Origin of the sequence: Paenibacillus hamazuiensis (genome assembly GCF_023276405.1) — a bacterium.
Taxonomy (GTDB): Bacteria; Bacillota; Bacilli; order Paenibacillales; family NBRC-103111; genus Paenibacillus_AF; species Paenibacillus_AF hamazuiensis.
In genome coordinates, this window is record NZ_JALRMO010000001.1 from 2,470,976 (window position 1) to 2,494,778 (window position 23,803).

Here is a 23,803-nt window from a genome sequence, read left to right on the forward strand (position 1 = left end):
GATCCATCAAGGGACGATGTCGAGCTGCTGAAACGGAAAATCGTACTTTGTCGCTCCAAACTTGAGCCCGCTCAGTTTCTTATTATGGATAGCGACCACCGTATCGTAAGAAATCGGATAAAACACGGCGCTCTCATGAATACTCGTCAGAAATTGGGTATACAACTCCTGGCGTTTCTTCTCGTCGGTGCTGCTGAGCGCTTCTTTGCCCAAAGCATCGATCTGCGGCTTCGCCGGCACTCCCAGGAGCGCTTCATGAATACCGGTTTTGGCTTGGGTGCTTGACGTTACAAAGTTGTGAGGATCGAGCGGCACTCCGTATGTATTCCAAAAATTCAAATGATAATCGCCGGTCTTCAAACGGCCGTTGCCGACCATCAGCTCCTCGCCCTTGGCCTGAACCTGGATACCGATTTTGGCAAGCTCAGCTTGAATGATTTCGGCTAACGGCTTCTGGACGGCGTCCGTGCTGACGTAGACGAGGTCAAGCGAAAGCGGCTTACCGTCCTTCTCGCGCACGGTTTTCCCGGAAGGAAGCTTCCATCCGGCTTCCTCCAGCAATCGCTCCGCCTTCTTCGGATCATATTCAAAAGCTTTCAGGTCGATGTTCGAATAAGGAAAATTGCGTGCCATCACCGAATCGGCTTTTTTCTCCAGCCCTAACGTGACACTGTTCACCATCTTTTCCTTATCGATGCCGTGCTGGATGGCTTGTCGAACAGCCAATTCGGATGTCGGAGCCTTGACGCTGTTCATGACGAAGGTGCGTGTGGTAAGCGGTTCGGAAGTTCCCGTGGCATACTTGCCCGACTGTTTTAAATATTTGAAGCTGTCCATGCTGATGATGCCGCTGCCTACAATCATGTCCAGTTCATTCTTCTCGAACGCGGTGACGATCGTCTCCGGATCGGGGATGATGCGTACCTTCACCGAGCTCAGCTTCGGCTTCGGCCCCCAATAATTGTCGTTGCGGCGGAATACCGCGTATTCGTCTTTTTTGTATTCGCTGAGCACCCACGGACCGGTACCGATCGGCTTCGCGATCGTTTCCGACGTTTTGCCGCTGTCCGGGAAACCGGCGTCCGCAAGAATCCGGAAAGGCCGAACGAAAGCGAGCTCTTGAAGCAGAGGATAATAAGGCTTGCTGAGGACCAGTCTTACCGTATAATCATCGAGTTTCTCCGTCTTCTCCAGGACAGGCACGACCCCCATCCAGGAATGACGCTCCTTGTTGGCCATAATAGCGTCGAAATTCCTCTTGACGTTGTCTGCTTTAAACTTTGAGCCGTCGGAGAAGACGACATCTTGGCGAAGATGGAACGTGTAGCTGAGGCCGTCCGGTGAAACCTCCCATTTCTCAGCCAAGCGGGGGGCGATTTTTCCCCCTTCGACATAGTCGACGAGCGGCTCATACACCATCGCCTGCGCGAACATTTGGCTTGGAGCGTATAGATGCGGATTCAGCGTTCCGACATCTGTGTTCCATGCTATCGTGACGGACTTCTCCACGGTTCCTTGCGCAGCTTGATCTTTGGAGCTGGAATCAGAACCGGTGGACGAGCATCCGGACAGTGCAAAGGCAACAGCTAAGGTGAAATGCAGCAAATATTTGTTCTTCGGAACTGCAAACATGTTAGAAATCTCCTCTCACAACCGGTAAACAGTTTATTTTTCAGCAGGGGCCGTCAAACGGAAAATGTACGCCTGCTCGTACTCGTACAGCATCTTGTCGGCAAAACTCCCAAACCACCGCTCTTTATCGGACAGTGCGATGTAGCCATGGGGCTGCATTCTGCGGATCCCGACCTGAAAGCCTTGCCCCAGGAAAGCGCCGGCAATGTCATCGAGCGTATGCTCATTCATCGACAGAGCGCCATGGCGATTGATTTTCTCGCGCATGGAGGGCAGGCTCGGATTGCCTGAGTAGTCCGAATAGGTGGCATAGTACACGCCGCCCGGCTTAAGAGCTTGCCGGATTTTCCAGGCATGCTCCTTGAGATCCGAGATCAAATAGATAACCGATATGCTGATGGCCAGATCAAACCGGCTGCGATACTGCTCAGGGGTCGAAGTAGCTTCGTATTGAATCGGCAGGCTGCCCTTTCTTTCATTGGCGATATCTACCGAACGGCGTGCCAGATCGATGCCGATGCCGTTCTTGAAAGGTCTTTGTCCGTACAGAAAGCGAAGGAAGCCTCCTTGATTGCATCCGAAATCGAGGACCTCGCAATTCCGCAGATCCTCCTCCTCCACGTAACCGAGCACCTTCCGCCAATGAGCCTGATGATCATCCTCCATGAGCTGCTCGCCGACCTCTTTCTCCGTCCACCATACATCGTATAGCTGATTTTCACTCATATGCTTTTCCTGCCTTTCGGAATTATTTGTAAGTATTACGATATAAAGACGTGAAAAACGATCCATTACTTTTTGCTACGCCGCAGCTTGATGGATACGCCGGTTATAAACGACGGCCGCACATGCGGCAACCGCAACAAGCCCCGAGCACACCGCGTACATCGCAGAGTAAGATATTTGATCCGCAATGACTCCTGCTGTCAAGCCCCCCAAGGAAATGCCGAGATCCGCCGATGCGATGAACAAACCGATCCGGATGTTTCGCGAGGCCGAGGGAAGCACAAAGGTCAAGTAGGTCATCAATGTCGGGTATAACAAAGCTTGGGCGATTCCCATCAGGACGGCTGCTGCATATAAAATCACCTGTCCCATGGACGCCGATAAAGAAAGCAGCATCGATGCGGCAGCAGCCAGCAGCAAAATGCCGACGATGAATCGGGTATGCCATTTTCCATCCGAAGGAATTCGCTTGCGCAGTACAAACCGCGAACCAACAATAACTCCCGCTTGAATCATTAAAAAGATGCCGGCGTTGCCGTATTCAACCTGACTCGCATACAGCGGAATAAAAACCGATACCGCCCCGAAAACGACGGACGCTACGAGCATTAACAAGCTGCAAACGACCAGCGAAGGATGATCCGCAATCCGGCGGAGCGCTTCCAGCATCCCTGTTCCGGCTTGCTCCTCTTCCCTCCTCCCGGAGGGGAGCTGCGCGGCCATAGTGTAGCCGAACAAACCTGTCATTGCCGTAATAACGATCATCGTTGCCGTGAAGCCCTTCATTCCTCCCCATTCCCAAATCCCCAGGGCGATCAAGGGCCCTACGATGGTAGGCATATACGTGAAGAGGGAATATAAGGATACTCCCTGGGAACGCTCCTCCTCCGGGAGCGAATCGATGATTCCCATCTGCAGTGCCATGGAGAAGAAAGCGGTGGAAACACCTTGCATAAGCCGGGCAATAAAGAAGCCTTCCAGTTCGGTGAACGTATATAACAAAAGAGCTAGCCCGTTAACAAGCAGCAGAATACGCAGCACCCGAACAGCACCGTACTTATGTACGAAATGACCTGCCCATGGGCGAAAAAACATACAGGTTAGCATATAAGTGCCCATAATCAAACCAATCATCGTATTGCTGGCTCCCAATGCCTCGCTCCGGAGCGGCACGATCACATTCAAGACCGAATTGGCGCTGAAAAATAGAAAGGCGAGCGCATAAAGTCGAAGAAAAGGCCACGAAGTGGCTCGGTAAACACTCAAATGCAGACAACCCCCTGCAAGTTTAATCGATAATAAGGGAGCTTTCTTGAAAGAAATAGCTCTGGGCAAGTATCTCCTCGTTCATGCGCAGCGTAGATTCCGGAACATCCAGCGTATAAGCCAAATCCGATCTGTAATTGGCAACATTCGCAGGGCATTCGCTCCAAGGCTGCAGTTGCTGCGCCATCTCACGCAGCGTTTCCAAGTCAATCGAGGTCTTGAAGCCTTGCTGCTCCATCCACTCATCGTTGAAAAGAGTTTGGATGTAGCGATCCCCTCCATCCGAAACCATGCAAACAATACGATCCTCTGGCGTAAGCTCTTGGGCAACCTTGAGGGCGACCAGTGCACAGGCTCCGCTGGAGGGACCCATGAGGATGCCTTCGTTTCGGGCAAATGCCCGAGCCGTGACGAACGCCTGCTCATCCGTTATTTTATAAGCGCAATCGATGTATTCCATATTCAGATTAACCGGCGTCCAACCCAGACCGATGCCGGGTATTCGATAAGAATCCGCATGGCCGCCAAATATGCCGGAGCCTACGGCATCCACGCCAATGACTTTCACCTGAGGCGCGAACGTCTTGAGATACCTGGATATCCCTCCTAGCTGTCCCCCTGTGCTAACTGCGGTAATAAAAACTGCAATTTTATTGGAGCAGGCATTCATGATTTCACGCGCCGTGCTTTTATAATGCGCCTCGCTGTTAAGAAGATTAAAGCATTGATCCGGGCGATACGCGTTTTCGATCTCCTTGGCAAGCTTGTTGGCGAGCGAGATTCTCGTTTTATGATAGCTGCCGCAGTCGTCTTTTTCCGTGACCACTATGACTTCCGCACCAAAGCATTTGAGCAGTGCCAGATTGCTGCTCGTCGTCTTCGGATCAACCAGGATGATGACGCGGTAGCCTTTCGCTGCGCCTATCATGGCAAGGGAAATTCCAAAATTGCCGCTGGAAGACTCAATAATGGTGCCACCGGGCTTCAGCAAACCTCTCCGCTCGGCTTCATTGATGATATGCATCGCCGCGCGGTCCTTGATGCTCCCTCCGGGATTGAACCGCTCGTATTTGAACAACACTTGGCCCTCGTCTGCCTTGTTGCTGTTAGGTATCGTGATTAGAGGCGTGTTGCCGATGGTTTCCAAAATACTGGATATCATAAGCTCTCTCCTCCTCTACCCCGGGCTCCCGCCCGCTATATAGCTTGCGCAATAACCTGCATGCGTCTGCCCAGCATGTCTTGACGGAAGGTCAGCGGCTCGTTCCACTCATAGGTTTGAGTATGCGGGGACGGGTGATCGAAAAGCTGGACAACCCGGAAACCGCAGGCCGTAAGATAATGGATGAGCTCCTGCGGGAATAACAGCCGATGCCTTAGATGCTCTTTGACCGGCTTAAAGCCGGTTATCGTCCAGCAATAGTCCCGATGAAGTATTTGGTTCGCCGGATCGATGCTGAACCTGGTCTGAAGCGTAACCGACGTGTTCTCATTCACGGTTCTCTGTTCAACCAGCTCTTCCGTCAGCCAGCGCTGTCCCTCTTTCGTAAGGAAGAAGGCGGCATTTCGCATATCCAGATACAGCAGGCCCCCTTGGTGAAGATGATTACGGAAACAGCGCAAGCTGGAGAGCACCGCTTCATTGGTGAAGTTGTATAAGAAAGTGCTGCCTACGCAATAAAGGGCATCGAACTGCTGATGTAGAGAAAAGTCGGATTGATCGCCATAAATAAAGGGTAATCCGGGATAACGCTCTCTCGCCCACGAGAGCATTTCCTCCGATTGATCCAAACCGGCGGTTTCGTAGCCCACGCTGTTCAGATAGGCGACATCCCGGCCTGTTCCCGAGCCGATATCCAGTATCTTCTTCCCAACCTTGTATTCGGAAAATAACTTATGTATGAAATGCGCCATGCTCAGGTCCTGCTCTCCATAAAAGGCAACATAAAGCGAAGGATTCGTATGCAGGAGGTTATCCGTATCCAGCTTTAATTCGATGGACATGAAACATGCTCCTTTCCGCTTGTGTAGCGATAGAGCTGTGAAGCGGCCGCGCTAAACTGGGTAAAAGGGAATGGTTCCGCTACAAGCGAAGTCACCCCTTGACGGATAAATCGAGCAATAATCGCGCTTCCCGTTTGTGCATAGACGGTTAACGGAATCTCTCTTTCCCTGACCTTTGTTAAAATGTGATCGAATGTCCCGTTGCTTAACGTCATGCCCGTACAAATGACAAGATCCGCGTCATCCAGGACGACATTCATATCCCTCTCAACGGGTTCGCCCCATTGGGTTTCCTTCAGCTGCAAATCGCATGGCAAACAAACGGCCCCATGCTGCTTGATGGCTTCGACCAAAGGATTGACGACTCCGATTAAAGCTACTTTTTGCCCGGCTTGGATATCCGCGATTTCCGCAATCAGCGCGTCACGCTGCTTGGCTTTATGGATCGGAGTTCCTGCAGAAATTTCCACCGCCATGGAGCAGTGCTCTTGATGCGGATAGACGGCGCCCAGATAAGCGTCCATCGCTGCTATTTGCACGGGCAGTCGTTGATCCGTCAGCACCGCATCGAGCGGCAGCCCCGATAATTGCGCCGCCGCTTCCATATTCAACTGGTCGGGTGTATGCGAACAGGCGCCGAAGGAGGCTTCCACTCTCAATAGCAAATAGTAGTTGTGATATTTCGTTGTAGAAGACGGGAATTGAGTGGTTTGATAAATATAAGATGAACCCGTAACCGTCAAGCTTTCCGGCTTAGGGCCAAGCCGACCTTCCAGTATGGCTTGCCGCAATTCAGCGACGGAATTCAGACTTGATATTTGGATTGGCTTCATCGGGCCACCTCGCTGGGCTCGAACTCAAGAACAATGCGTCCGACCGCTTCTTCCGCATAAGCTCTGGCGTTATGCCCTTTCTTATCTTCCGTAATGACGTGGCCTAAGTAGCAGGCATTATCTATGGGGCGCGCAACATATTTGCCTTCGCAATTTTCCAACTTATAACGGGCGATATGGGCGTCCGACTCGAGCGTTTCTCTCCCTCGAACCCGAGCAATGGTGCCGCCTTGAGGCGGAACGAGGAACATGACGGCGGCGCTGGTAATACCGCAATCTTTAGCTTCGATGACAGGTTTGCGCGCTAACGAGAGATCGACAAAGGTTTCAAGCAGATTGATGCCGGTCACCCGCTCGATAAGCTCAACGATATAGTTTCCGGCGGTTCTAGGATTAATTTCAACGATACGCGGCCCGTCCGGCGTGATTTTCACCTCCGTATGGGCGATCCCATGGTCGAATCCAACCGCTTTAAGCGCATCTTGAACAAAATGTGTCACAGCAGATCGGGTTTCGTCGTTCAACTGCGCCGGAAACATGTGGCCATTTTCGATGAAATAGGGTGTCCCGGTTACGGATTTATCCGTGATGCCGAGTATCGTCGTCTCGCCTTGATAGGAAATACTCTCTACACTAACCTCCTCCCCTTTCATGAACTCTTCAACCAGAATCGTGCAGTCCCTCTCCTGCTCTCTAAAATTAAGCGGGAACGCTTCAAGAGCACGATAGGCGTCCTGCAGCTCTTTCGAATTGTTAATGAAGCTGACAAACGCGCTGGATGCAAGATCTACCGGCTTGATGACCAGCGGATAGCCAATGGCCTCTGCAGCCGCTACGACTTCAGTCCAGCTATTCGCGAGGCGGTAGTGCGGATTTGCGAGTCGCGCTTTGTCCAGCGCCTGGCGCATCAGGTGCTTGTGACGTACGGTCTTAACATCTTGCGGGAAAGGACAAGGGAGTTCAAAGGCTTTGGCTACCTCTCTCACAACCTCGATGTAGTAATCACAGACCGTAATGACTCCATCAAATGTATAAGGCCGTAAAAATTCGATTAAGCCTGGCGTATCGTTCGTTTCCGTTACAAGAACGGAATCCGCGTATCGCACCACCGGATGCTGCTCCACGCTCAGCGGACTTTGATAATGCTCGAGCTTGCGGGTAACAAACGTATAGGTGTGCCCGAGGGATTTGATAAGTGGCGGCAGCAAATTACCGCTTGCGCCCACCCAGCTTTCAATCATCAACAGATGTGCCATTTTGGACCTACCTCCAATATCCCGATAATGAATTCTATTCCTGAAATCGACTTGACTGTTTTTTCTGACCGGCTGCTTCATTCAGTACATCAACCCACTCCTTTATTCGTAATATTTACTATCATTTGAGAGTATACAACGCGGCAAATTTCATTGTCAACCAGATTAGGAAAATATTTCTGGAAATACAATTTCGCCGCGCTGTCTGCTTCCTAACGTCCTGCAACCCTGAAATCGATTTCGATTACTTACTTTCCATACCCTTTTGCAATACCGGTGACAGACCTGCCTGTCGGCATGAAGGCATCCGTGTATATAAAACTCAAGTGCTCCGACATCAGCTCTCCTTGCAGCAAATGCTCGTTGACCAGCCTTCGGGCCAGCTCGGGCGTAGTCTGCTTAAACCAAGACCCTTCGGGATACACCGTAACGACACATGCATCCTCGCAGCGGCCTTGACATAACGTCCGTGTCGTATGAATGAGACCATCTGCCCCACGCACAGCAATCTCTTCGCGAATTGCACGCGTCACCTCTTCCGCTCCCTGCCTCATGCACGAGCTGCCATTGCACATAAACACATGATGCCGCGTTCCCGCAAGGTTCCATGTCGTCACAAGTCAGGCTCCTTCCACCGTAAAATTAATAATCACCGTATACGTCAATTGTCCGCTCTTACCTGAAAAAGCCGGACTAAAACAGCCCGGCTCTTGTCATTATCTCGTTTCACGATGAAGTGTGCGTTTTTTAAGCCGCGGGCAATATTTCATCATTTCCAATCGGCCCGGATGCGTCTTTTTATTTTTCGACGTTGTATAGTTGCGGTCGCCCGTTTCCGTGCAAGCCAGCGTTACAATGACGCGCATGTTGTTCCCTCCCTTCGAATAGTTTCTATGAATTGGACAAAACCATCTCCAGCTGTTCGATCGAAGAGCCTGGAAGCTCATCGGCAAACTGACTCCAGTCCATCTGCATCTCTTCGTCAGTTAACAGGCATTGATCCAACCCTGCGATGAGTTCCTCTTTATTCAAATCGATCCCGATTAAAACAAACTTCGTGATACGGTCTCCGTATACCGGATCCCACTCCTCCTTGAGCTCGGGCTCCTCGGCGAGCACAGCTTCCTTCTCGGCCTCCGGAAGCGCGGCAACCCAATATCCGGCCGGGCCAAATTGGATGGAAGGACCGGCCTGCCCCAGACTTTGCGCGAGATCATTGCGCGAAGCGAGCCAAATCATCCCTTTGGCCCGAACGACCTCTTCGGGCCACTCCACCATCCACTCCGTTAACCGTTCCGGGTGAAACGGTCGCCGGCGCTCATACACGAAGGAAGAGATGCCATATTCCTCCGTCTCCGGCGTATGGTGCTCCTTCTCCAGCTCTTGCATCCAACCGGCGGACGTACTTGCTTCGTCGAAATCAAACAATCCGGTATTCAAGATGGACTTCGGATCCACTTTGCCGTAGGTTGTACGAATAAGCTTGGCTCTGGGCTGCAGCTTGCGCAAGACCTGCTCCAGTTGCTCCAGCTCTTCCGGGCTCACCATATCGCATTTATTCAGCAGCAGCACGTCGCAAAATTCGATTTGGCTGATCAAGAGATCCACGACATCGCGCGTATCGTCCTCTCCGGCCGCCTGCTGCCTTTCCAGTAGCGTTTCGCCGGAAGAAAAGTCGTGCCAGAAGCGATAGGCATCGACGACGGTGACCATACAATCCAATCGGCAGATCTTCGACAGATCAATGCCGTGTTCTTCATCGATATACGTAAAGGTCTGGGCGACCGGAAGCGGCTCGCCGATCCCCGTCGATTCGATCAGGATATAGTCGAAGCGGCCATCCTTCGCCAACTGCTCTACTTCACGCAGCAGATCCTCACGCAGTGTACAGCAAATGCAGCCATTGGACATTTCCACCAGCTTCTCTTCCGTCCGCGACAACCCGCCTCCTGCCTTGACCAGATCGGCGTCGATATTGACCTCGCTCAAATCGTTGACAATCACCGCAACCTTAAGCCCTTCGCGATTGTTCAGTACATGGTTTAAGATCGTCGTTTTCCCGGCCCCCAGATACCCGCTAAGGACGGTAACAGGGATTTTATGTTCGTTCATTGGATTAACTCCTTCTGAGTTGGAATGAATAATATGCAAACTACTCGTTGCAAGAAGAACAATGTCCGTACACATCGAATCTATATTGCATCGGTTTAAAATGATCCGGCAGCTGTGCCGTCAGCTGGGTCGGTTCGAAATGCATGGATATGATTTTCTCGCAGCGTACGCAAATCAGATGATAGTGCTCTTGCTGTGCATGGATACAGCTCATTTTGAACTTCACGCAATCGTCGTAAACGAATTGTTCAATGAAGCCGAGCTCCTTGAACAATCGAATGTTCCGATAAACGGTATCATAACTGATACCCGGATAAATTTTGGCCAGATCGTAATAAACATCCATCGCGGAAACAAAACCGGGAGCCTCAAGAAAAAACAGCAACGTCTGTTTACGCTGCTTGGTAATACGCGCCCCGTATGCTGTCAGGCGGTGAATCATCGCATTCAGTCGCTCCAGGTCTGCAGCTTGCAAAGCTCTCCGGTTTTTCCGATTGGAGGCAGGCGAAGTTTCCGGCATAAGTAATCCTCCTCGCTGTTCGCACATCATCTTGGTTATGTGTAACTATTACGAATAAAGACGATGCCGAAGGTAAGTTCAGTTTATTTTACTGAGGATGCTGTTATTTGCTCAACCGCCAGACGCAGCTGCTCCTTATCGATGTGCTCCCCAATGAATACGGCGACCAGCTGTACGGTTTGCTGCGGAGTTATTTTGACAATCTCCAGCTCCCGATACGCATACTGGAACAAATAAAGGTCCTTACTATCGGTGAACTGCACGATCCCTTTCGCCCGATAAACCTCTTTCGGCAGCCTGCTGATCAGTTTCTCAAACTTCACTTGATCGACCGCTTCCTGAAAAAAATGCGTATAGGCCATCACATGATTATGGGTATGATGATGATGCCCGCCATGTGGTTCATGCGAATGTCCGTCGGCTTTCTTAGGGCCGGTATCCGCGCCTTTGCCGTCCAATTCGAACAACTTCTCCATGTTCACTTGACACCGAATCGTTTCTACAGCCGTTGTCTGCGGATTCAATATGTGGAGGCGATCTTTCACCTCCCGGATATGCTCCAAGGTAAGCAAATCCGTTTTATTCAGCAGAAGCAGATCGGCACAGCGAATTTGTTCTTCCATCAGCCGCAGCGTCTTGCCTCTCTCCCCTTGAGAAAGCTCTAGAAAATGCGGGGAAGAGACTACCGTGACGACAAGGCGCAGCTCGATACCAACGATCAGCGATGCATTCGTAATCCCCTCGAGCAGCTCGAGCGGATTGGCAACGCCGGTCGATTCTATAATCATGACATCCGGTTTATCCTTATGGTAGATTTCAAGCAATGACGTGCTCAAATCTTCGCGAATGGAGCAGCAAATGCAGCCGCTGAGCAATTCCGCCATCGGTACGTCGTCATCGACAAGAGTACCATCCAGATTTACGTCGCCGATCTCGTTCATAATCACGGCAGGACGAGCCCCTCGTCGTTTCAGATAGTCCAACATGCCCGTCAGTAAGGTTGTTTTACCGCTCCCCAAAAATCCCGAGAGGACATATACCGGTATAGTTTCCAAAAAATAATCCCCTCCTTGCTGCCATCGAATCGTGACCTTTTAAGCCGGTATGGGAAAGACCAGAGAATCAGCCTCTGTATAACTATTCCCTGGCATTCCGCTGCCCGAACTATTCGTTAAGCGCCGTCTTTAAGGCGTTCAAATTTTGCTTCATGATGCCGATGTAGTCCAGATTATTCTTTTTGTCATCGTCAGTGAGACCTTCGATAGGGTTCAACACGGATGATTTCGCTCCGATTTCCTTGGCGACCGTTTGAGCGACCTTCGGATCGACCAGCGTTTCAAAGAAGATCGTTTTGACTTGATGGTCTTTAGCGAATTTCACAATTTCCGCCATTTTGGCGGCTGCAGGCTCTTCCTCCGGAGACAGCCCGGCGATAGGTACCTGGGTCAGACCGTATCTCTTGGATAGGTAAGCGAATGCCGCATGCTGCGTCACAAATTCCTTGCGCTTGACATTGGCGAGACCCTCTTTAAAAGACTTGTCAAGCTCCTGCAGCTTGGCAATATATGCGTCGGCATTTTTCTTGTAGTCGTCTTTGTGAGCCGGATCCGCCTTCTCCAAAGCCGCCTCAATCGACTGCACTTCTTTTTGCGCAAGCACCGGATCAAGCCATACGTGAGGATCCATCACTTTTTCCGGTTCCTTCGCGTCTTTTTTGTCCTCTTTATGATCGTGTCCTTCTTCCTCTTCCTCCGCAATGCCTTCCATCAGCTCAATGCCTTTGCTTGCTTCTACCACAGTGACTTTATCTTTATTGATGCTCTTTAACGCGCTATCCACCCAATTCTCAACGCCGGCTCCGTTATACACAAATACGCTTGCTTCCTGAATTTGTGCCATGTCTTTAGCTGTCGGCTCCCAATCGTGCGGCTCCGCTCCGGCGGGAATCAGCCCGATTACATCTGCATGCTGCCCTGCTACCTGCTTGCTGAACTCATACATCGGATAAAATGTGGTCACCACTTTTAACCGCTTTTCCGCGTTTGCTCCGGCGGATTTCGTATCTCCACCCGGACTTGCAGAATTCGCGGGAGACGAGCTGCTGCAACCCCCGAGCACCAGGCTGGATACTGCAGCGAAAACAATGGCATTTTGAATGAATGACTTCATAAGAACCTCCTGAACAATTGTTTTATTTATTGCGCAAGCTTAGGGCTTCCGCTTGAAAAACGGTTTCTTTCACTTGGTCTTCCTGCTTTTTGCTTCTTGCTTTGAGAATCCGGATCGTCGCTTTTTTCAGCGTAAGTCCGGCAATGAGAAACGATAATAAGATAAGCGCAATCGAGCCGCCGGGCGGTGTGCTTATCTTGTACGATACGGCTATACCCGAAATGACCCCGGTAACGCCTACGACCATCGCGATGAGAATCGCCGCGGAAAAGCTGGGAGCAATGCGGATCGCCAGCGCCGCCGGCAAAATAATAAGCGCCGACACAAGCAGAACGCCGACGACCGGCATGGCGGCAGCGACAATCATTCCCGTCAGCACGCTGAATGACAGCGAGATCCACTTCACGGGAAGTCCGCTTGTGACCGCCGTATCTTCATCGAAGATCATTTGGTACAAAGGCCGGCGAAGAAAGAAAAAATAAACAGCCGTCAGTAAAGCCACACCGAGCATCATCCAAAGCTGCTCCGAGCTTACGGCAACAACGGATCCGAACAAATAAGCGGTGAATCCCTTGTTAATGCTTTGGTTAAGACTCATCAGCACAACGGCTGTCGACAATCCGCCGATCATGATAATGGCAATCGACATCTCGCTGTAAGCGCGGAACGATCGCCTGGCCACCTCAATGGCGACGCCGCCGAGTGCGGCAACCAGGAATCCCGTCACGGACGGATTCCATTTCAAGATGGCGCCAAGCGCGACGCCGGCCAGCGACACGTGAGAAAGCGTATCGGCCATTAGAGCCTGACGCCTCAGCATCAAGTACACTCCCAGCACGGATGCGATGAGTGCGACTATTCCACCGGCACAAAATGCCCGCTGCATGAAGTCGTAGTGCAGCATTTCCATCCGCCATGCTCCTTTCGCTCCAAATGGATGATGCGGTTAAGAAACGGGCGCACTTCCTCCAAGCCGTGCGTTACCATAAGCACCGTCATACCCTTGTCTTTCACCAGATGCGACATCAATTGATAAAAGCCGGTACGGCTTTCGAGATCCATGCCTGTTGTCGGCTCGTCAAGCACAAGTAAATCCGGCTGTCCGGCAAGTGCCCGGGCAATGCAAATCCGCTGCTTCTGCCCACCGGACAGCTCTCCGATTTTACGGTGTCGAAGCTCCCACATCCCTACCTGCCGCAAAGCGGTTTCCGTCCATTCGTAGTCCATCTTGTTCATTCTGCGAAACCATGATCCGGCAGTATGGCGTCCGGAAAGCACAAACTCCATGACCTTGCTGGGAAAACCGCTGTTGAAAGCGGCAATTTGCTGAGGCACATATCCGATAACGGGCCTCTTGCCTTCCATTCCCTTGCCGTGTAGCCTGATGTTTCCCTGCCATGGCTTAAGCAGCCCGAGCAGCAGCTTCAGCATGGTCGTTTTGGCCGCGCCATTCGGCCCGGTAATCGCTACAAACTCTCCGGACAAAATATGTATGTTCACATCTTCCAGACAAGGCGTGTCGGAGTAGCCGAACATCACATCCTCCATAGACGCTACAATCATACGGTTCTTCCCTTCTTTCGGAGTAAAAATGACAAACCTTATGTTATAGTAATCATTACGATTTGTAAATAGTAAAAATTACTTTTATCCAAAATTTTATTTGTAATCATTACGAATATGACCTAATATAATAGGGCAGTGTCAAGCCATCTATATATTGAGAAAAGGAGAATCCATATGAGCGGAATCCCCGTTTTTATTTTAAGCGGCTTTCTGGGCAGCGGCAAAACGACACTTCTTCTTCGATTGCTCGATCGGGCCAAGCGGAAGAACCTTCGAGCTGCCGTTCTGATGAACGAGCTGGGACGTATGGATATTGACGGTCATCTTATTTCCGAACATATGCCGGGACTCTCTCTGGAAAAGTTGCTCGACGGCTGTATTTGCTGCGACAAAAAAAGCGAAGTCGCGAGCAGCATGGAATTGCTTCTGCAAAATAACCCGGACGTCGTTTTCGTCGAGTTGACCGGCGTGGCCAATCCGGAGGAAGTAGCCGATTGTCTTGCCGAACCGCAGCTGATGGACCGAACGAAGCTGAAAATGGTCATCACGGTCATCGATGCGGAATATGTGCTGGACTACAACAGCATTTTTGCCGCAGACCGGGAGCTCGTCCGGACGCTCAGAAGGCAGATCGAGGTAGCCGACCTGCTGCTCGTCAATAAATGCGATCTCGTTTCCAAACATCATCTCATGAAGGTCGGCAGCAGCATCCGCAAATATAACTCAGCTGCCCCAATGCATTTTACCGTACAAAACGACATCGATCTGCAAGCACTGTTGCACGGAATCGAGCCGGCCGTCACCGGGCCTGCAGCTCCGAAAGTCACGTTCAAGGCGCTGAAAACCGTTCATTCCGCTCCTCACAATCATGATGATCACCAACAGCACAAGAACCATGAACGTTCCCACTCCCGTCTGCAAACCGTTACTCTCCCCTGCCCTGCCGACCGGTCGACAGATCCAAAGCGGATCGATCTTTTTCTGAAGAAATCCGAGGATCGCATACTTAGAGCAAAAGGATATTTTCATCTGCAGCCGAATACGGATACGCATCTAATGCAATATGCGGGGAAAAAAGCAAATTGGCAGCCTGCCGCCTATTTCGGCCAGCCTTACCTGGTCGTCATCGGCATCGATATGGATACCGAGAAGCTGAAGGACAACTGGTTGAGGTTGTGGGAACAATGACGCGCATCCATTCACGATCCCCATTTGACATGCCAGTCCGACAACGATATACTCATTATTAGTAATTATTACTATTAAAGGAGCGATATTCAATGACTACGTCTGATCCACGCATACCTGTCACTGTTCTGACCGGGTTTCTCGGCGCAGGGAAAACGACTCTGCTCAATCACGTGCTTACGGCCGAGCATGGTCAAAAAATCGCCGTCATCGTCAATGAATTCGGTGAGGTTGGCATCGACAACCAGCTCGTTGTCGGCGCGGACGAAGAGATTTTTGAAATGAACAACGGCTGCATTTGCTGCACAGTAAGGGGCGACTTGATCCGTATTTTGGGAGAACTGATGGATGCGAAACGCGGAATCGGCGATCGCAAAGCGGATTTTGACCGCGTTTTGATCGAAACGACAGGTCTTGCCGATCCGGCGCCGGTGGCACAAACGTTTTTTGTCGATGAGGAAATGGCGGAGTTTTACCGTCTTGATGCTATCGTTACGGTCGTCGACGCCCGCCATGCCGGCCAGCATCTGGATGAAGGCCATGAAGCCCAAGAGCAAGTGGCTTTCGCCGACGTCATGCTGCTGAACAAAGTCGACCTTGCTTCCGAAGATGAGCTGAAGCAGCTCGAAAGCCGTTTACGGTCCATGAATCCGACAGCCAAAATATACCGTACGGAGCGTTCGAACATAGACATAAACAAGGTGCTCGGCATCAACGCTTTCGATTTGCAGCAAAAGCTTGAGCTTGAGCCCGGCTTCCTTGAAGAAGAGGACCACGACCATGACGATGATGTAGCGTCCATTGTTTTACAGGAAGAACGCCCTCTCGATCTGAACAAGCTGGAGAGATTTTTGGGCGTTTGGCTCTCCGAGCACGGTGTTGATACGTTCCGTTATAAAGGGGTTTTGAACATTAAAGGCGTGAAACAGCGGGTCGTTTTCCAAGGCATACATATGCTGTTCGACTCAACGGCGGATCGGGAGTGGAAACCGGAGGAAGCTCGGCGCAGCGAGTTCGTTGTCATTGGCCGCAATTTGGATGAAGCCTGGTTTAAGGAACAGTTCGCCGCCTGCGTCGCCGTATGATCGCATCCTCTATCGAACAGCACCGTAAGGAAGCACCGCCCACCGTTCGCTGCTTGATTGTTACCGTCTCGGATACGAGGACGCTGGAAACGGATAAAAGCGGTCAACTGATGCGCGAACTCCTTGAAGCTGAGGGATACGTTATAGTCGGCCGCCATATCGTCAAAGACGATTACGCCGGCATCCAGCAGCTCCTTCGTCAGGCGGGAGACGATCCGCAGGTGGAAGCCGTACTGCTGAACGGCGGTACCGGTATTGCCAAGCGGGATACGACCTACGAGGCTGTTCGCGATGTGCTTGACAAAGAGCTGCAAGGCTTCGGCGAAATATTCCGCTTTCTAAGCTATACCGAGGACATCGGACCTGCCGCCATTCTGAGCCGCGCGGTCGCAGGCGTATATCGGGATAAGGCGATTTTTTCCATGCCAGGCTCTTCAGGGGCCGTTAAGCTGGCGCTAACGAAAATCATCATTCCGGAATTGAAGCATGTTATGCGCGAAATCTATAAAGATGTAACTTGAAAGCAGTAGCGATACTGCTTTTTCTTTTTGGGAGAAAGCTTTTATTAGATTTTAAGGTAACTTTCAGATTTATCTGCTAACATGTAAAACAAGCGTTTTTCTTGGGAGGCTTTACGTTATGCCGGCTTTGGCAATCAACTTCTTCTTCATTGCAGCTATCAGCTTCATGATCGTCATAGCGACGAACCCGAAAATATTTACATCCATACATATTCCTTTGCCTGATGCCGGTCATCTTCAAACGTTTAAAACGACGTTAATCAGCATCATGCTGGAAGCTCTCCCTTTTATCATTCTTGGAGTGCTCGTTTCCTCCTTGATGCAAGTGTTCATACCCGAGAAGTGGATTCAAAAGCTGACTCCGCGCAATCCCCTACTCGGTATTTTATTCGCTTGCGTCCTGGGAGTTATTTTTCCGGTATGCGAATGCGGCATGATTCCGGTCGTCAGACGGCTTATAGCCAAAGGAATGCCCCTTTATATCGGGACGGTGTTTATATTAGCCGGCCCTATTATCAACCCGGTTGTATTTGCAGCTACATACATGGCATTTCGAACCAGGCCTGAGATGGCCTATATGCGAATGGGATTGGCTTTTGGAGTTGCCGCGTGCGTTGGTCTGTTTATATATTATTTTGTGAAGAAAAATGCGTTCAGAACGAGCAAATCCGCTCTTCATCATGTTCATTCCCATGAGCATGGGGAATCCGTCCATCATCATACGCATGATCATACGCATGATCATTCCCATCAGCATCATCAGAGCAGCAAGTGGTACTCCTTGTTTGAACATGCTTGCTCCGAATTTTTTGATATGGGCAAATATTTGATGTTCGGCTCGTTCATTACAGCCACGATCCAAACTTTCGTAAGCCGCGGAGACCTTACTCAGATCGGTCATGGAATGTTAAGTTCACATCTGTTCATGATGGGCTTCGCCTACGTACTGTCGCTTTGTTCCACATCCGACGCCTTCGTCGCTACGTCGTTTTTGAGCACTTTTTCGGCAGGATCTTTGCTGACCTTTCTTGTTTTCGGACCGATGCTCGATTTAAAAAGCACTTTAATGCTGTTGTCCGCATTCAAGACTCGTTTTGTCGTCATTCTTTTTTTACTTATCGTCATCCTGGTACCGGCTGGAGCCTTTGCCCTGGAAAGCTTGTTTATCCATTAATGAAGTAAAGAGGTGTTCGAAATTGTCAGAAAGGCGTTTAGCTTTTCACTATGTATATAGAGCGATGATTATGGCAAGTTTATCCGTATACATCGTATTTTTAGTTAAAAACGAAAATCTGGTCTATTACATTGCCCCGCGCATGCAGATTTTTGTTAAGCTTGCTTCGCTAGCTTTGTTTGCCATGGCTGTTTTTCAGCTGTATGCAGCAGTAAAATCATTTCGGCGCGAACATGACAGCTGCGGTTGCGAACACCTCCCCTCCCGATCGTTGCCGGTGAATGTGTTCATTTACTCTTTGTTCATAGTCCCTTTGCTCTTAGGCTTTCTGTTGCCGGATTCCGTCATGAACAGTAACGTCATCGATGTAAAAGGCATAAATTTAACGGCCAGTCTGCCAAGTGCAAGTAAACCGGCCGGTACGGCTACAATAGCATCAGTACAAGGCAATCCGTCGACTCCTTCTGCAGGGATGACGAGTACTTCATCTCCAAGCGACACTCTAATAGACTCTCGTGAAAGCTCGGCGAATGCAGACGTCAAATCGAATCCGGTAAGCAAACCTGTTTCTGAGGACGATAAGCTGAAAGAGATGTTCCAAGCTGATAAGTTCACGCAAGAATATGCCAAAATGGGTATGTATCTGTACAAGCAAGACGTCATCCAGATCAAGGAAAGGAGCTTTATTGATTCGCTGACCTCACTCGCGATGTACCCTAAAAATTTTGTTGGTAAATCCATTGAAATCAGTGGGTTTGTTTACCGAGAGGACGACATGAAACCCAATCAATTTGTCATCGCCCGGTTCGCGATGCAGTGCTGTTCTGCAGACGCCGCCCCGTTCGGAGTACTCGTCGAATCGCCTCTCGGGAAAAACTTTTCCAAAGATGAGTGGGTAAAGGTATCCGGCACATTAGCCACGACCACCCGTGATGATATGGAAATCATAAAACTTAACGCTACAAAAATTGGAAAAATCCCGGCTCCGAAAACGCCTTATGTCTACCCTGACCCTGAGTTTCCGGACGATATCGGGAAATAAACTGAAATCTTAAAGCATACCAGCAGCGGCTATAAGGCGGGAGGAACATCAGCTGTAAGCGAGAAGCGTGTTCCTTTAAGAACGGTTGAATCAATTTGGCGTGATGAATTCAGGCAGTCCGGAAGCAAACTATTCGAAATTCTCTCAATCCTCTTTTCAATCTCTGGGGACATGTCTTTTTCTCCTTGCATCTCTGATTGTTGATTGCCATTTCATAATTTTACCATATTCACTAATTGGCGAGTAAAAAATCACACTTAGTTAAAAATCCTGCTTGTGAGCGTAAGAAAGCTGCCGGTCGTTCTCGCGGCAGCTTCTTTGTCTGGTTTATTAAGCTATCGTTCCTCGTTAATTGAACGACGATAGTAAATCTTGTCACTCTGCGAATTACATCTCTTTTTTTCATTTTGCTTGTTTCTGTGGTTAATTTCTGAAATAGTCGTCATCCAGCTTAAGCCATCTGCGTTATCCTGCCCGATCAATGAAGCTGCCGTCATTGTTCCGCGGCAGCTTCATTGTTTAAGTTTATTAAGCTCTTGTATCCGTTAGCGCAACAAAGTTCCGCTCACTTCGGCGGTTGCTCCAACACGAACGGCCGCGTCCGCGTCACGAATTGGAAGCCTTGCTTGCGCAGGATCGGCGCGGAAGTCGGCAGCGCGTCGACGAAAGCATGCGTCCGACCGCGGTCACGGGCTTCCTGCAACCTCGAGGCGACCAGCGCGGTAAAATGGCCTTGCCGCCGGTGTGTGGTCTTGGTGCGGCCCCCGGTCAGTTCGGCGTATGACCCGCCGGTTCGGAAGTATACTCGCCCACAGGCGACGGGCTCGCCGTCCACGTAGGCGATGTGGATGCTCATCTCGTCCAGACTCTCCTTCAACTTCAGAGCCAGCGCGCGCCGCTCTTCCTCCACGTTTCGCCTGCCAATCTCGCTGGACACCTCAGCGTAGTCGGCCAGGTCGCGCTCGTCCCGGACGATCCTGATATCGTACCTGTCGACGTCACCGAAGGTGGCCAGCGATACCTCGTCCAGCGGCAGAACCAGCACCTCCTCCTCGTCGGCTGCCTCGAATCCGGCGGCGACGAGCCGCTCGGGCAGGTCTACGGGCGTGTCGTGGCTGTAGTACTTCCACTCCAGACTATAGCCGCCGGCTACTGCGGCGTCCCGCTCCCGGCGGATCAGTTCATCGATCTCCCCCGCAGGACAACTGGCGAACACGATCCTACACTCCGATCCGTCCTCGGTACGCTCCACGACTACGTCACCGCTGGCAGACGGCGTGCCCATCGCCCGGCGCTCCACATCCAGGCCCACTAGGATGTCGGATCTCACAAATTGGCTCATGTTACAGCGCTCCTTTGCCGATCTTTGTTATTAAACTGGATTTCAACTTTTTACCACTTTCTATATATTACCATATGTTGTAATTAACCTGCCCGATAGCACAACGACGGTAGCCGATCTTTTCCGGGGCCAGCCGCCGTCTATCCAAACATCGAAGATAAAATTATTATTGAAATGAAGAATTTAAGTATAGCGACACAAATATATGCGTTTTTCTTTTTCATTATTATTTTTGTACGTTCCATCAGGAAGTAAGTGGTTTTATCCAAAGTGAAGAACAAAAACGGTGGCTCTGCTCTCGTTCCTCTTGAACGGTCATGCGGATCGACAAAAGAACCGGCACTGAGCGTCTTCATACGCCCAGTGCCGGTTGATGTCGTTGGATTCGTTAATTCGATATTTCACTTAGCTGGAGTTTGTACGGTAGCTTTGTTCTCGGGTTTACTCCAATAAATCGCATAACTGAACAAATTTCAAAGAATAAGGGATCCTCTGACTACCGTTACAACCGGAGAATCCCTATTAAAGTTACGTACCTTTTAGGCCGCTGGGTCAAACGCACAGCTAAGCTGGAACGTAGGTCAACCTGATCACCTGCTCGCCAATTCGATCGCTTGCCACGAGGCGCAGCGGCGGCCGCGGGCCGGCGAATAACGGCTTGCCGTGACCAAGCACGACTGGATGGAGATAGAGTCGGTACTCATCAACGAGACCGAGCTCCGTTAGACTGTGCGCCAACTCCGGCCCGGCAACTTCAATCTCCCCTTCATGCTGAGCCTTCAGCCCACGTATGGCCGCTGCGAGGTCGCCCTCGATCAGAGAAGCGTTCGGACCGACGGACTTTAACGTCCTCGACACCACCCACTTCGGTTTGCTTTGCCACGCCGCTGCGTATTCCCGTTCGGACGCATCCCATTCAAAATGTTCCTCGTCCCAATATCGCATGGTCTCGTACATGTGGCGCCCGTACAGGATGCCCGCCAAGCCGCGCACGTCGTCGATGAAATGACGGAATAGAACGGGGTCGGGCTGAAATGCCGTGTGGTCGACGAACCCGTCCAGAGACTGGTTCAATGCGAAAACGATCTTTGCCATGCGACTGACTCTCCTCCCTGGTTTTCTTGCACATTCATCGTCAGGATTACACATTCCATTTGCGGCCTCCTCTATGTCTACATTTTATCATCCAACAGCATGCCAGGTTTCTCATGGATTGCTAATGTGTACAGTCCTGGCCCGACCGAATAAAATTTTAGTTTAACGATGGATGTCAAATTAATCAATCCTGCTCGCAACGACGGCAGCCGATCTTTTCCGACTGGACACCGTCGTGATCCCACTCCGTAAGTGTGTCTTTTTCCAATTGAAACACCTCCTTCTTGGACGATCTAAAAAAGTGATTTTAACCGCTTGACATGTTACTATTAGGTAACATAATATAAAGATATCATAAGTGACTTTATAGTCACATGATAACACACTCGGATTTGTTGTCAGCCGACGGCATGCAAATTGTGGTGAAAATGAACAGGAGCTGATACTTGTTGGAACGACTTTAACAATACAGAATCGGATTTCGGTTGATCCGACCGCAGTTTCCGAGATGTTCGGCACCCCGGCTCACTTGAAGCCCATTTTAATTATCGCCGTCGGCCCTTACCCGGCGGAGACGAAGCAGCGCAAGTTCCGCTTCCCAGCGGAAGAAGTATCATCTTTTAATCTTACACAAGGCGGAGAAAGTAGTGAGCGCACATACAGAGGAGGAAAAACCAATGAGTGAATTTCAGAGAATTGTTGATCGCTTCGAGATCGAGGCGCTGCGCGGCGAGTTCACCGACACGGTGATGATGCGCGACCCCGACCGCCTCGCGTCGCTGTTCACGGAGGACGGCGTGTGGCGGATTCCCCAAGTCGTCGAATTCGTCGGCCGGGAGCAGATTCGCGCCGGGAGCAAACGGCTGCAGAGTCAGTGGGACTATTTCGTGCAAACCACGCACCCGGGCACAATCCGGCTCGATGGCGATACCGCAGTAGGCCGCGCCTACATCTCAGAGCTCGCGCGTCTGCTCGACGGCAGGGGCGGGCTAAACTATGCCGTGTACCATGATCGCTACCGGCGTACAGAAGAGGGGTGGAAGTTCGCCGAACGCGTCTACGAGGTCAGATACCTCGACACCACACCGCTTTCGGGCTCGGCGCAGGTCGACTCACATGAGTAAAGAGTCGATTTTCTAGGCTCCCCGCAGCGGGGCCTCGTCGTTAGATTCGGCACCAGCAAATATTCGCTAATCGATCGATTGAACTTAGAAGACCCACCCGTGGTTCGCGCCAACGGGTGGGTCTTCATTGGTGAGAAATGTACTGTTCCATTCGGAGTCTCACTGATCCAATTACCTGATCGTGGTAAAACTCCGTCAGAGGAATGAACGCCTCCTTCGATTCATCAAATGTTAATCCTCATCTGATCTGCTGGCTTCTTTATCAATCAAATTGAACATTTTGAATAGGCTTTCCGGTTAATGTGCTTTCGAACATGTCAATGATAACCAGAAATCTTTCTGCTTCGCGGAAAACATGGTCAGCTAATAACGGATGGATAATACTTTTTATTCGACAAGCCTCGATTAAGTCTCGGGCAGTTTTCTTGAAATCACGTAAGGATTTTACCGAGACTCTGTTTTGGTCTAAAAATTGGTCAAGTAATGGAACAGTTTGAGATTGAGGTCGCATGGAATCGATATCCCTTGCCTGAAATAATAATTGATCAAATTCCTCGCTAAATTGTCTTGCTTGGTCTACTAATTTTCTTTCGGAAGGATCAAGAAGATGACCAATGAATTTTGCATGGTCTGCCATAATTCTTAGAAAGAACACATTCTCGTTAATGATGGCATCCGGCAAAGCGTCTAACCGTCCTGTATTGAGCTGCTCAAGTCGGTTTCGAAAGTAAAATGCTTCTCTGCTTACATGATCCACCAGTAAAGGGAAATTGTTTTGCCCCGGTAATTGGCAATGTAAAATTAAGCCAAGAACTTTCCTTTTGAATGCCCATATATGGGATACAGCGGTATGGACTTCCACATTAAAACGTTGAATGCTCTGCGGGTCCGTTCCTGCATCAAAGGCATGTGCTCTACTCTCGATTGCTTCAAATGTTGAATAAAAAAAATTTGCTTCATTAATCAACTGAGTATCTTCACATCTAAAACCCAGTTTGAGAAACAGTGAATGTTCCTTCATGATACGCGACCAGAATTTTATTTCATCTAGCGAGCGAACGACAAAATCATTGGACATTTACTCCCCTCCCCTTGAAAATGCTCATGATATATATGTATTTCATACATGTTTTCCTTTATTCCCATAG

General features: G+C 50.3%; 24 protein-coding genes. 6 read left to right on the forward strand and 18 right to left on the reverse strand.

Translation table 11 applies throughout. The features are described from left to right. Positions 1 to 6: 6 nt before the first annotated feature. The 15 genes from nikA to MYS68_RS10990 form a co-directional block, all read right to left on the reverse strand. Positions 7 to 1,632: a nickel ABC transporter substrate-binding protein gene (nikA, locus tag MYS68_RS10920; RefSeq protein ID WP_248925867.1), complete on the reverse strand. Its 1,626-nt coding sequence runs from the start codon at positions 1,630 to 1,632 to the stop codon at positions 7 to 9. A gap of 33 nt (positions 1,633 to 1,665) precedes the next feature. Continuing rightward, complete coding sequence (locus MYS68_RS10925) at positions 1,666 to 2,358, reverse strand: class I SAM-dependent methyltransferase (protein WP_248925868.1); 693 nt, start codon at positions 2,356 to 2,358, stop codon at positions 1,666 to 1,668. A 75-nt stretch (positions 2,359 to 2,433) separates the two neighbouring features. Continuing rightward, on the reverse strand, positions 2,434 to 3,624 hold the full coding sequence (gene cntE / locus MYS68_RS10930) for a staphylopine family metallophore export MFS transporter CntE (protein WP_248925869.1): 1,191 nt from the start codon (positions 3,622 to 3,624) through the stop codon (positions 2,434 to 2,436). A gap of 22 nt (positions 3,625 to 3,646) precedes the next feature. Then, positions 3,647 to 4,786, reverse strand: a complete 1,140-nt coding sequence (locus tag MYS68_RS10935) for a cysteine synthase family protein (protein WP_248925870.1) — start codon at positions 4,784 to 4,786, stop codon at positions 3,647 to 3,649. A 35-nt stretch (positions 4,787 to 4,821) separates the two neighbouring features. Then, positions 4,822 to 5,628 carry a class I SAM-dependent methyltransferase gene (locus MYS68_RS10940; RefSeq protein WP_248925871.1) on the reverse strand — a complete coding sequence of 269 codons (807 nt, stop codon included), beginning with the start codon at positions 5,626 to 5,628 and terminating at the stop codon, positions 4,822 to 4,824. Continuing rightward, positions 5,613 to 6,461 (reverse strand): Rossmann-like domain-containing protein, encoded by an 849-nt coding sequence (locus MYS68_RS10945; RefSeq protein ID WP_248925872.1) that lies wholly within the window; start codon positions 6,459 to 6,461, stop codon positions 5,613 to 5,615. The genes MYS68_RS10940 and MYS68_RS10945 overlap by 16 nt, the downstream gene beginning before the upstream one ends. Then, positions 6,458 to 7,717 (reverse strand): ATP-grasp domain-containing protein, encoded by a 1,260-nt coding sequence (locus MYS68_RS10950; RefSeq protein WP_248925873.1) that lies wholly within the window; start codon positions 7,715 to 7,717, stop codon positions 6,458 to 6,460. Before MYS68_RS10950 ends, MYS68_RS10945 begins: the two co-directional genes overlap by 4 nt. A 248-nt stretch (positions 7,718 to 7,965) precedes the next feature. Beyond that, on the reverse strand, positions 7,966 to 8,334 hold the full coding sequence (locus MYS68_RS10955) for a (2Fe-2S) ferredoxin domain-containing protein (protein ID WP_248925874.1): 369 nt from the start codon (positions 8,332 to 8,334) through the stop codon (positions 7,966 to 7,968). 99 nt (positions 8,335 to 8,433) lie between these two features. Next, positions 8,434 to 8,583 carry a 50S ribosomal protein L33 gene (rpmG, locus tag MYS68_RS10960; protein WP_248925875.1) on the reverse strand — a complete coding sequence of 50 codons (150 nt, stop codon included), beginning with the start codon at positions 8,581 to 8,583 and terminating at the stop codon, positions 8,434 to 8,436. 25 nt (positions 8,584 to 8,608) lie between these two features. Continuing rightward, positions 8,609 to 9,829, reverse strand: coding sequence for a GTP-binding protein (locus MYS68_RS10965; RefSeq protein ID WP_248925876.1), 1,221 nt, complete (start codon positions 9,827 to 9,829; stop codon positions 8,609 to 8,611). A gap of 40 nt (positions 9,830 to 9,869) precedes the next feature. Then, positions 9,870 to 10,349, reverse strand: coding sequence for a Fur family transcriptional regulator (locus MYS68_RS10970; RefSeq protein ID WP_248925877.1), 480 nt, complete (start codon positions 10,347 to 10,349; stop codon positions 9,870 to 9,872). Positions 10,350 to 10,432: 83 nt separating this feature from the next. Beyond that, a complete protein-coding gene (locus MYS68_RS10975) occupies positions 10,433 to 11,404 on the reverse strand; it encodes a CobW family GTP-binding protein (RefSeq protein ID WP_248925878.1) in 972 nt (323 codons plus the stop codon). Between the two features lie 109 nt (positions 11,405 to 11,513). Then, positions 11,514 to 12,518 (reverse strand): metal ABC transporter substrate-binding protein, encoded by a 1,005-nt coding sequence (locus tag MYS68_RS10980; RefSeq protein ID WP_248925879.1) that lies wholly within the window; start codon positions 12,516 to 12,518, stop codon positions 11,514 to 11,516. Positions 12,519 to 12,540: 22 nt separating this feature from the next. Beyond that, complete coding sequence (locus MYS68_RS10985) at positions 12,541 to 13,428, reverse strand: metal ABC transporter permease (protein ID WP_248925880.1); 888 nt, start codon at positions 13,426 to 13,428, stop codon at positions 12,541 to 12,543. Further along, entirely contained in the window at positions 13,374 to 14,081 is a 708-nt protein-coding gene (locus tag MYS68_RS10990) for a metal ABC transporter ATP-binding protein (protein ID WP_248925881.1), read from the reverse strand. The genes MYS68_RS10985 and MYS68_RS10990 overlap by 55 nt, the downstream gene beginning before the upstream one ends. A gap of 177 nt (positions 14,082 to 14,258) precedes the next feature. Here MYS68_RS10990 and MYS68_RS10995 point away from each other — a divergent pair, with 177 nt between their 5' ends. From MYS68_RS10995 to MYS68_RS11015, 5 genes are all read left to right on the forward strand, one after another. After that, positions 14,259 to 15,272 carry a CobW family GTP-binding protein gene (locus MYS68_RS10995; RefSeq protein ID WP_248925882.1) on the forward strand — a complete coding sequence of 338 codons (1,014 nt, stop codon included), beginning with the start codon at positions 14,259 to 14,261 and terminating at the stop codon, positions 15,270 to 15,272. A gap of 92 nt (positions 15,273 to 15,364) precedes the next feature. Further along, positions 15,365 to 16,357, forward strand: coding sequence for a CobW family GTP-binding protein (locus MYS68_RS11000; RefSeq protein WP_248925883.1), 993 nt, complete (start codon positions 15,365 to 15,367; stop codon positions 16,355 to 16,357). Continuing rightward, on the forward strand, positions 16,354 to 16,878 hold the full coding sequence (locus MYS68_RS11005; RefSeq protein ID WP_248925884.1) for a MogA/MoaB family molybdenum cofactor biosynthesis protein: 525 nt from the start codon (positions 16,354 to 16,356) through the stop codon (positions 16,876 to 16,878). Before MYS68_RS11000 ends, MYS68_RS11005 begins: the two co-directional genes overlap by 4 nt. Before the next feature lie 118 nt (positions 16,879 to 16,996). Then, entirely contained in the window at positions 16,997 to 18,052 is a 1,056-nt protein-coding gene (locus MYS68_RS11010; protein WP_248925885.1) for a permease, read from the forward strand. A gap of 70 nt (positions 18,053 to 18,122) precedes the next feature. Next, positions 18,123 to 19,094 carry a TIGR03943 family putative permease subunit gene (locus MYS68_RS11015; RefSeq protein WP_248925886.1) on the forward strand — a complete coding sequence of 324 codons (972 nt, stop codon included), beginning with the start codon at positions 18,123 to 18,125 and terminating at the stop codon, positions 19,092 to 19,094. A 565-nt stretch (positions 19,095 to 19,659) separates the two neighbouring features. On the opposite strand, the gene MYS68_RS11025 is transcribed toward MYS68_RS11015, so the two are convergent. Together MYS68_RS11025 and MYS68_RS11030 are read right to left on the reverse strand one after the other, a co-directional pair. Next, positions 19,660 to 20,436 carry a GNAT family N-acetyltransferase gene (locus tag MYS68_RS11025; protein ID WP_248925887.1) on the reverse strand — a complete coding sequence of 259 codons (777 nt, stop codon included), beginning with the start codon at positions 20,434 to 20,436 and terminating at the stop codon, positions 19,660 to 19,662. Positions 20,437 to 21,000: 564 nt separating this feature from the next. Further along, a complete protein-coding gene (locus tag MYS68_RS11030) occupies positions 21,001 to 21,531 on the reverse strand; it encodes a dihydrofolate reductase family protein (protein WP_248925888.1) in 531 nt (176 codons plus the stop codon). Between the two features lie 677 nt (positions 21,532 to 22,208). Between MYS68_RS11030 and MYS68_RS11035 the strand changes: the two genes are divergently transcribed. Then, the gene (locus tag MYS68_RS11035) at positions 22,209 to 22,655 is read left to right on the forward strand and encodes a nuclear transport factor 2 family protein (RefSeq protein WP_248925889.1); all 447 of its coding nucleotides are present in this window, start codon (positions 22,209 to 22,211) and stop codon (positions 22,653 to 22,655) included. Between the two features lie 262 nt (positions 22,656 to 22,917). Here MYS68_RS11035 and MYS68_RS11040 read toward each other — a convergent pair whose 3' ends face one another. Next, complete coding sequence (locus MYS68_RS11040; protein WP_248925890.1) at positions 22,918 to 23,733, reverse strand: DUF2935 domain-containing protein; 816 nt, start codon at positions 23,731 to 23,733, stop codon at positions 22,918 to 22,920. Positions 23,734 to 23,803: the final 70 nt, after the last annotated feature.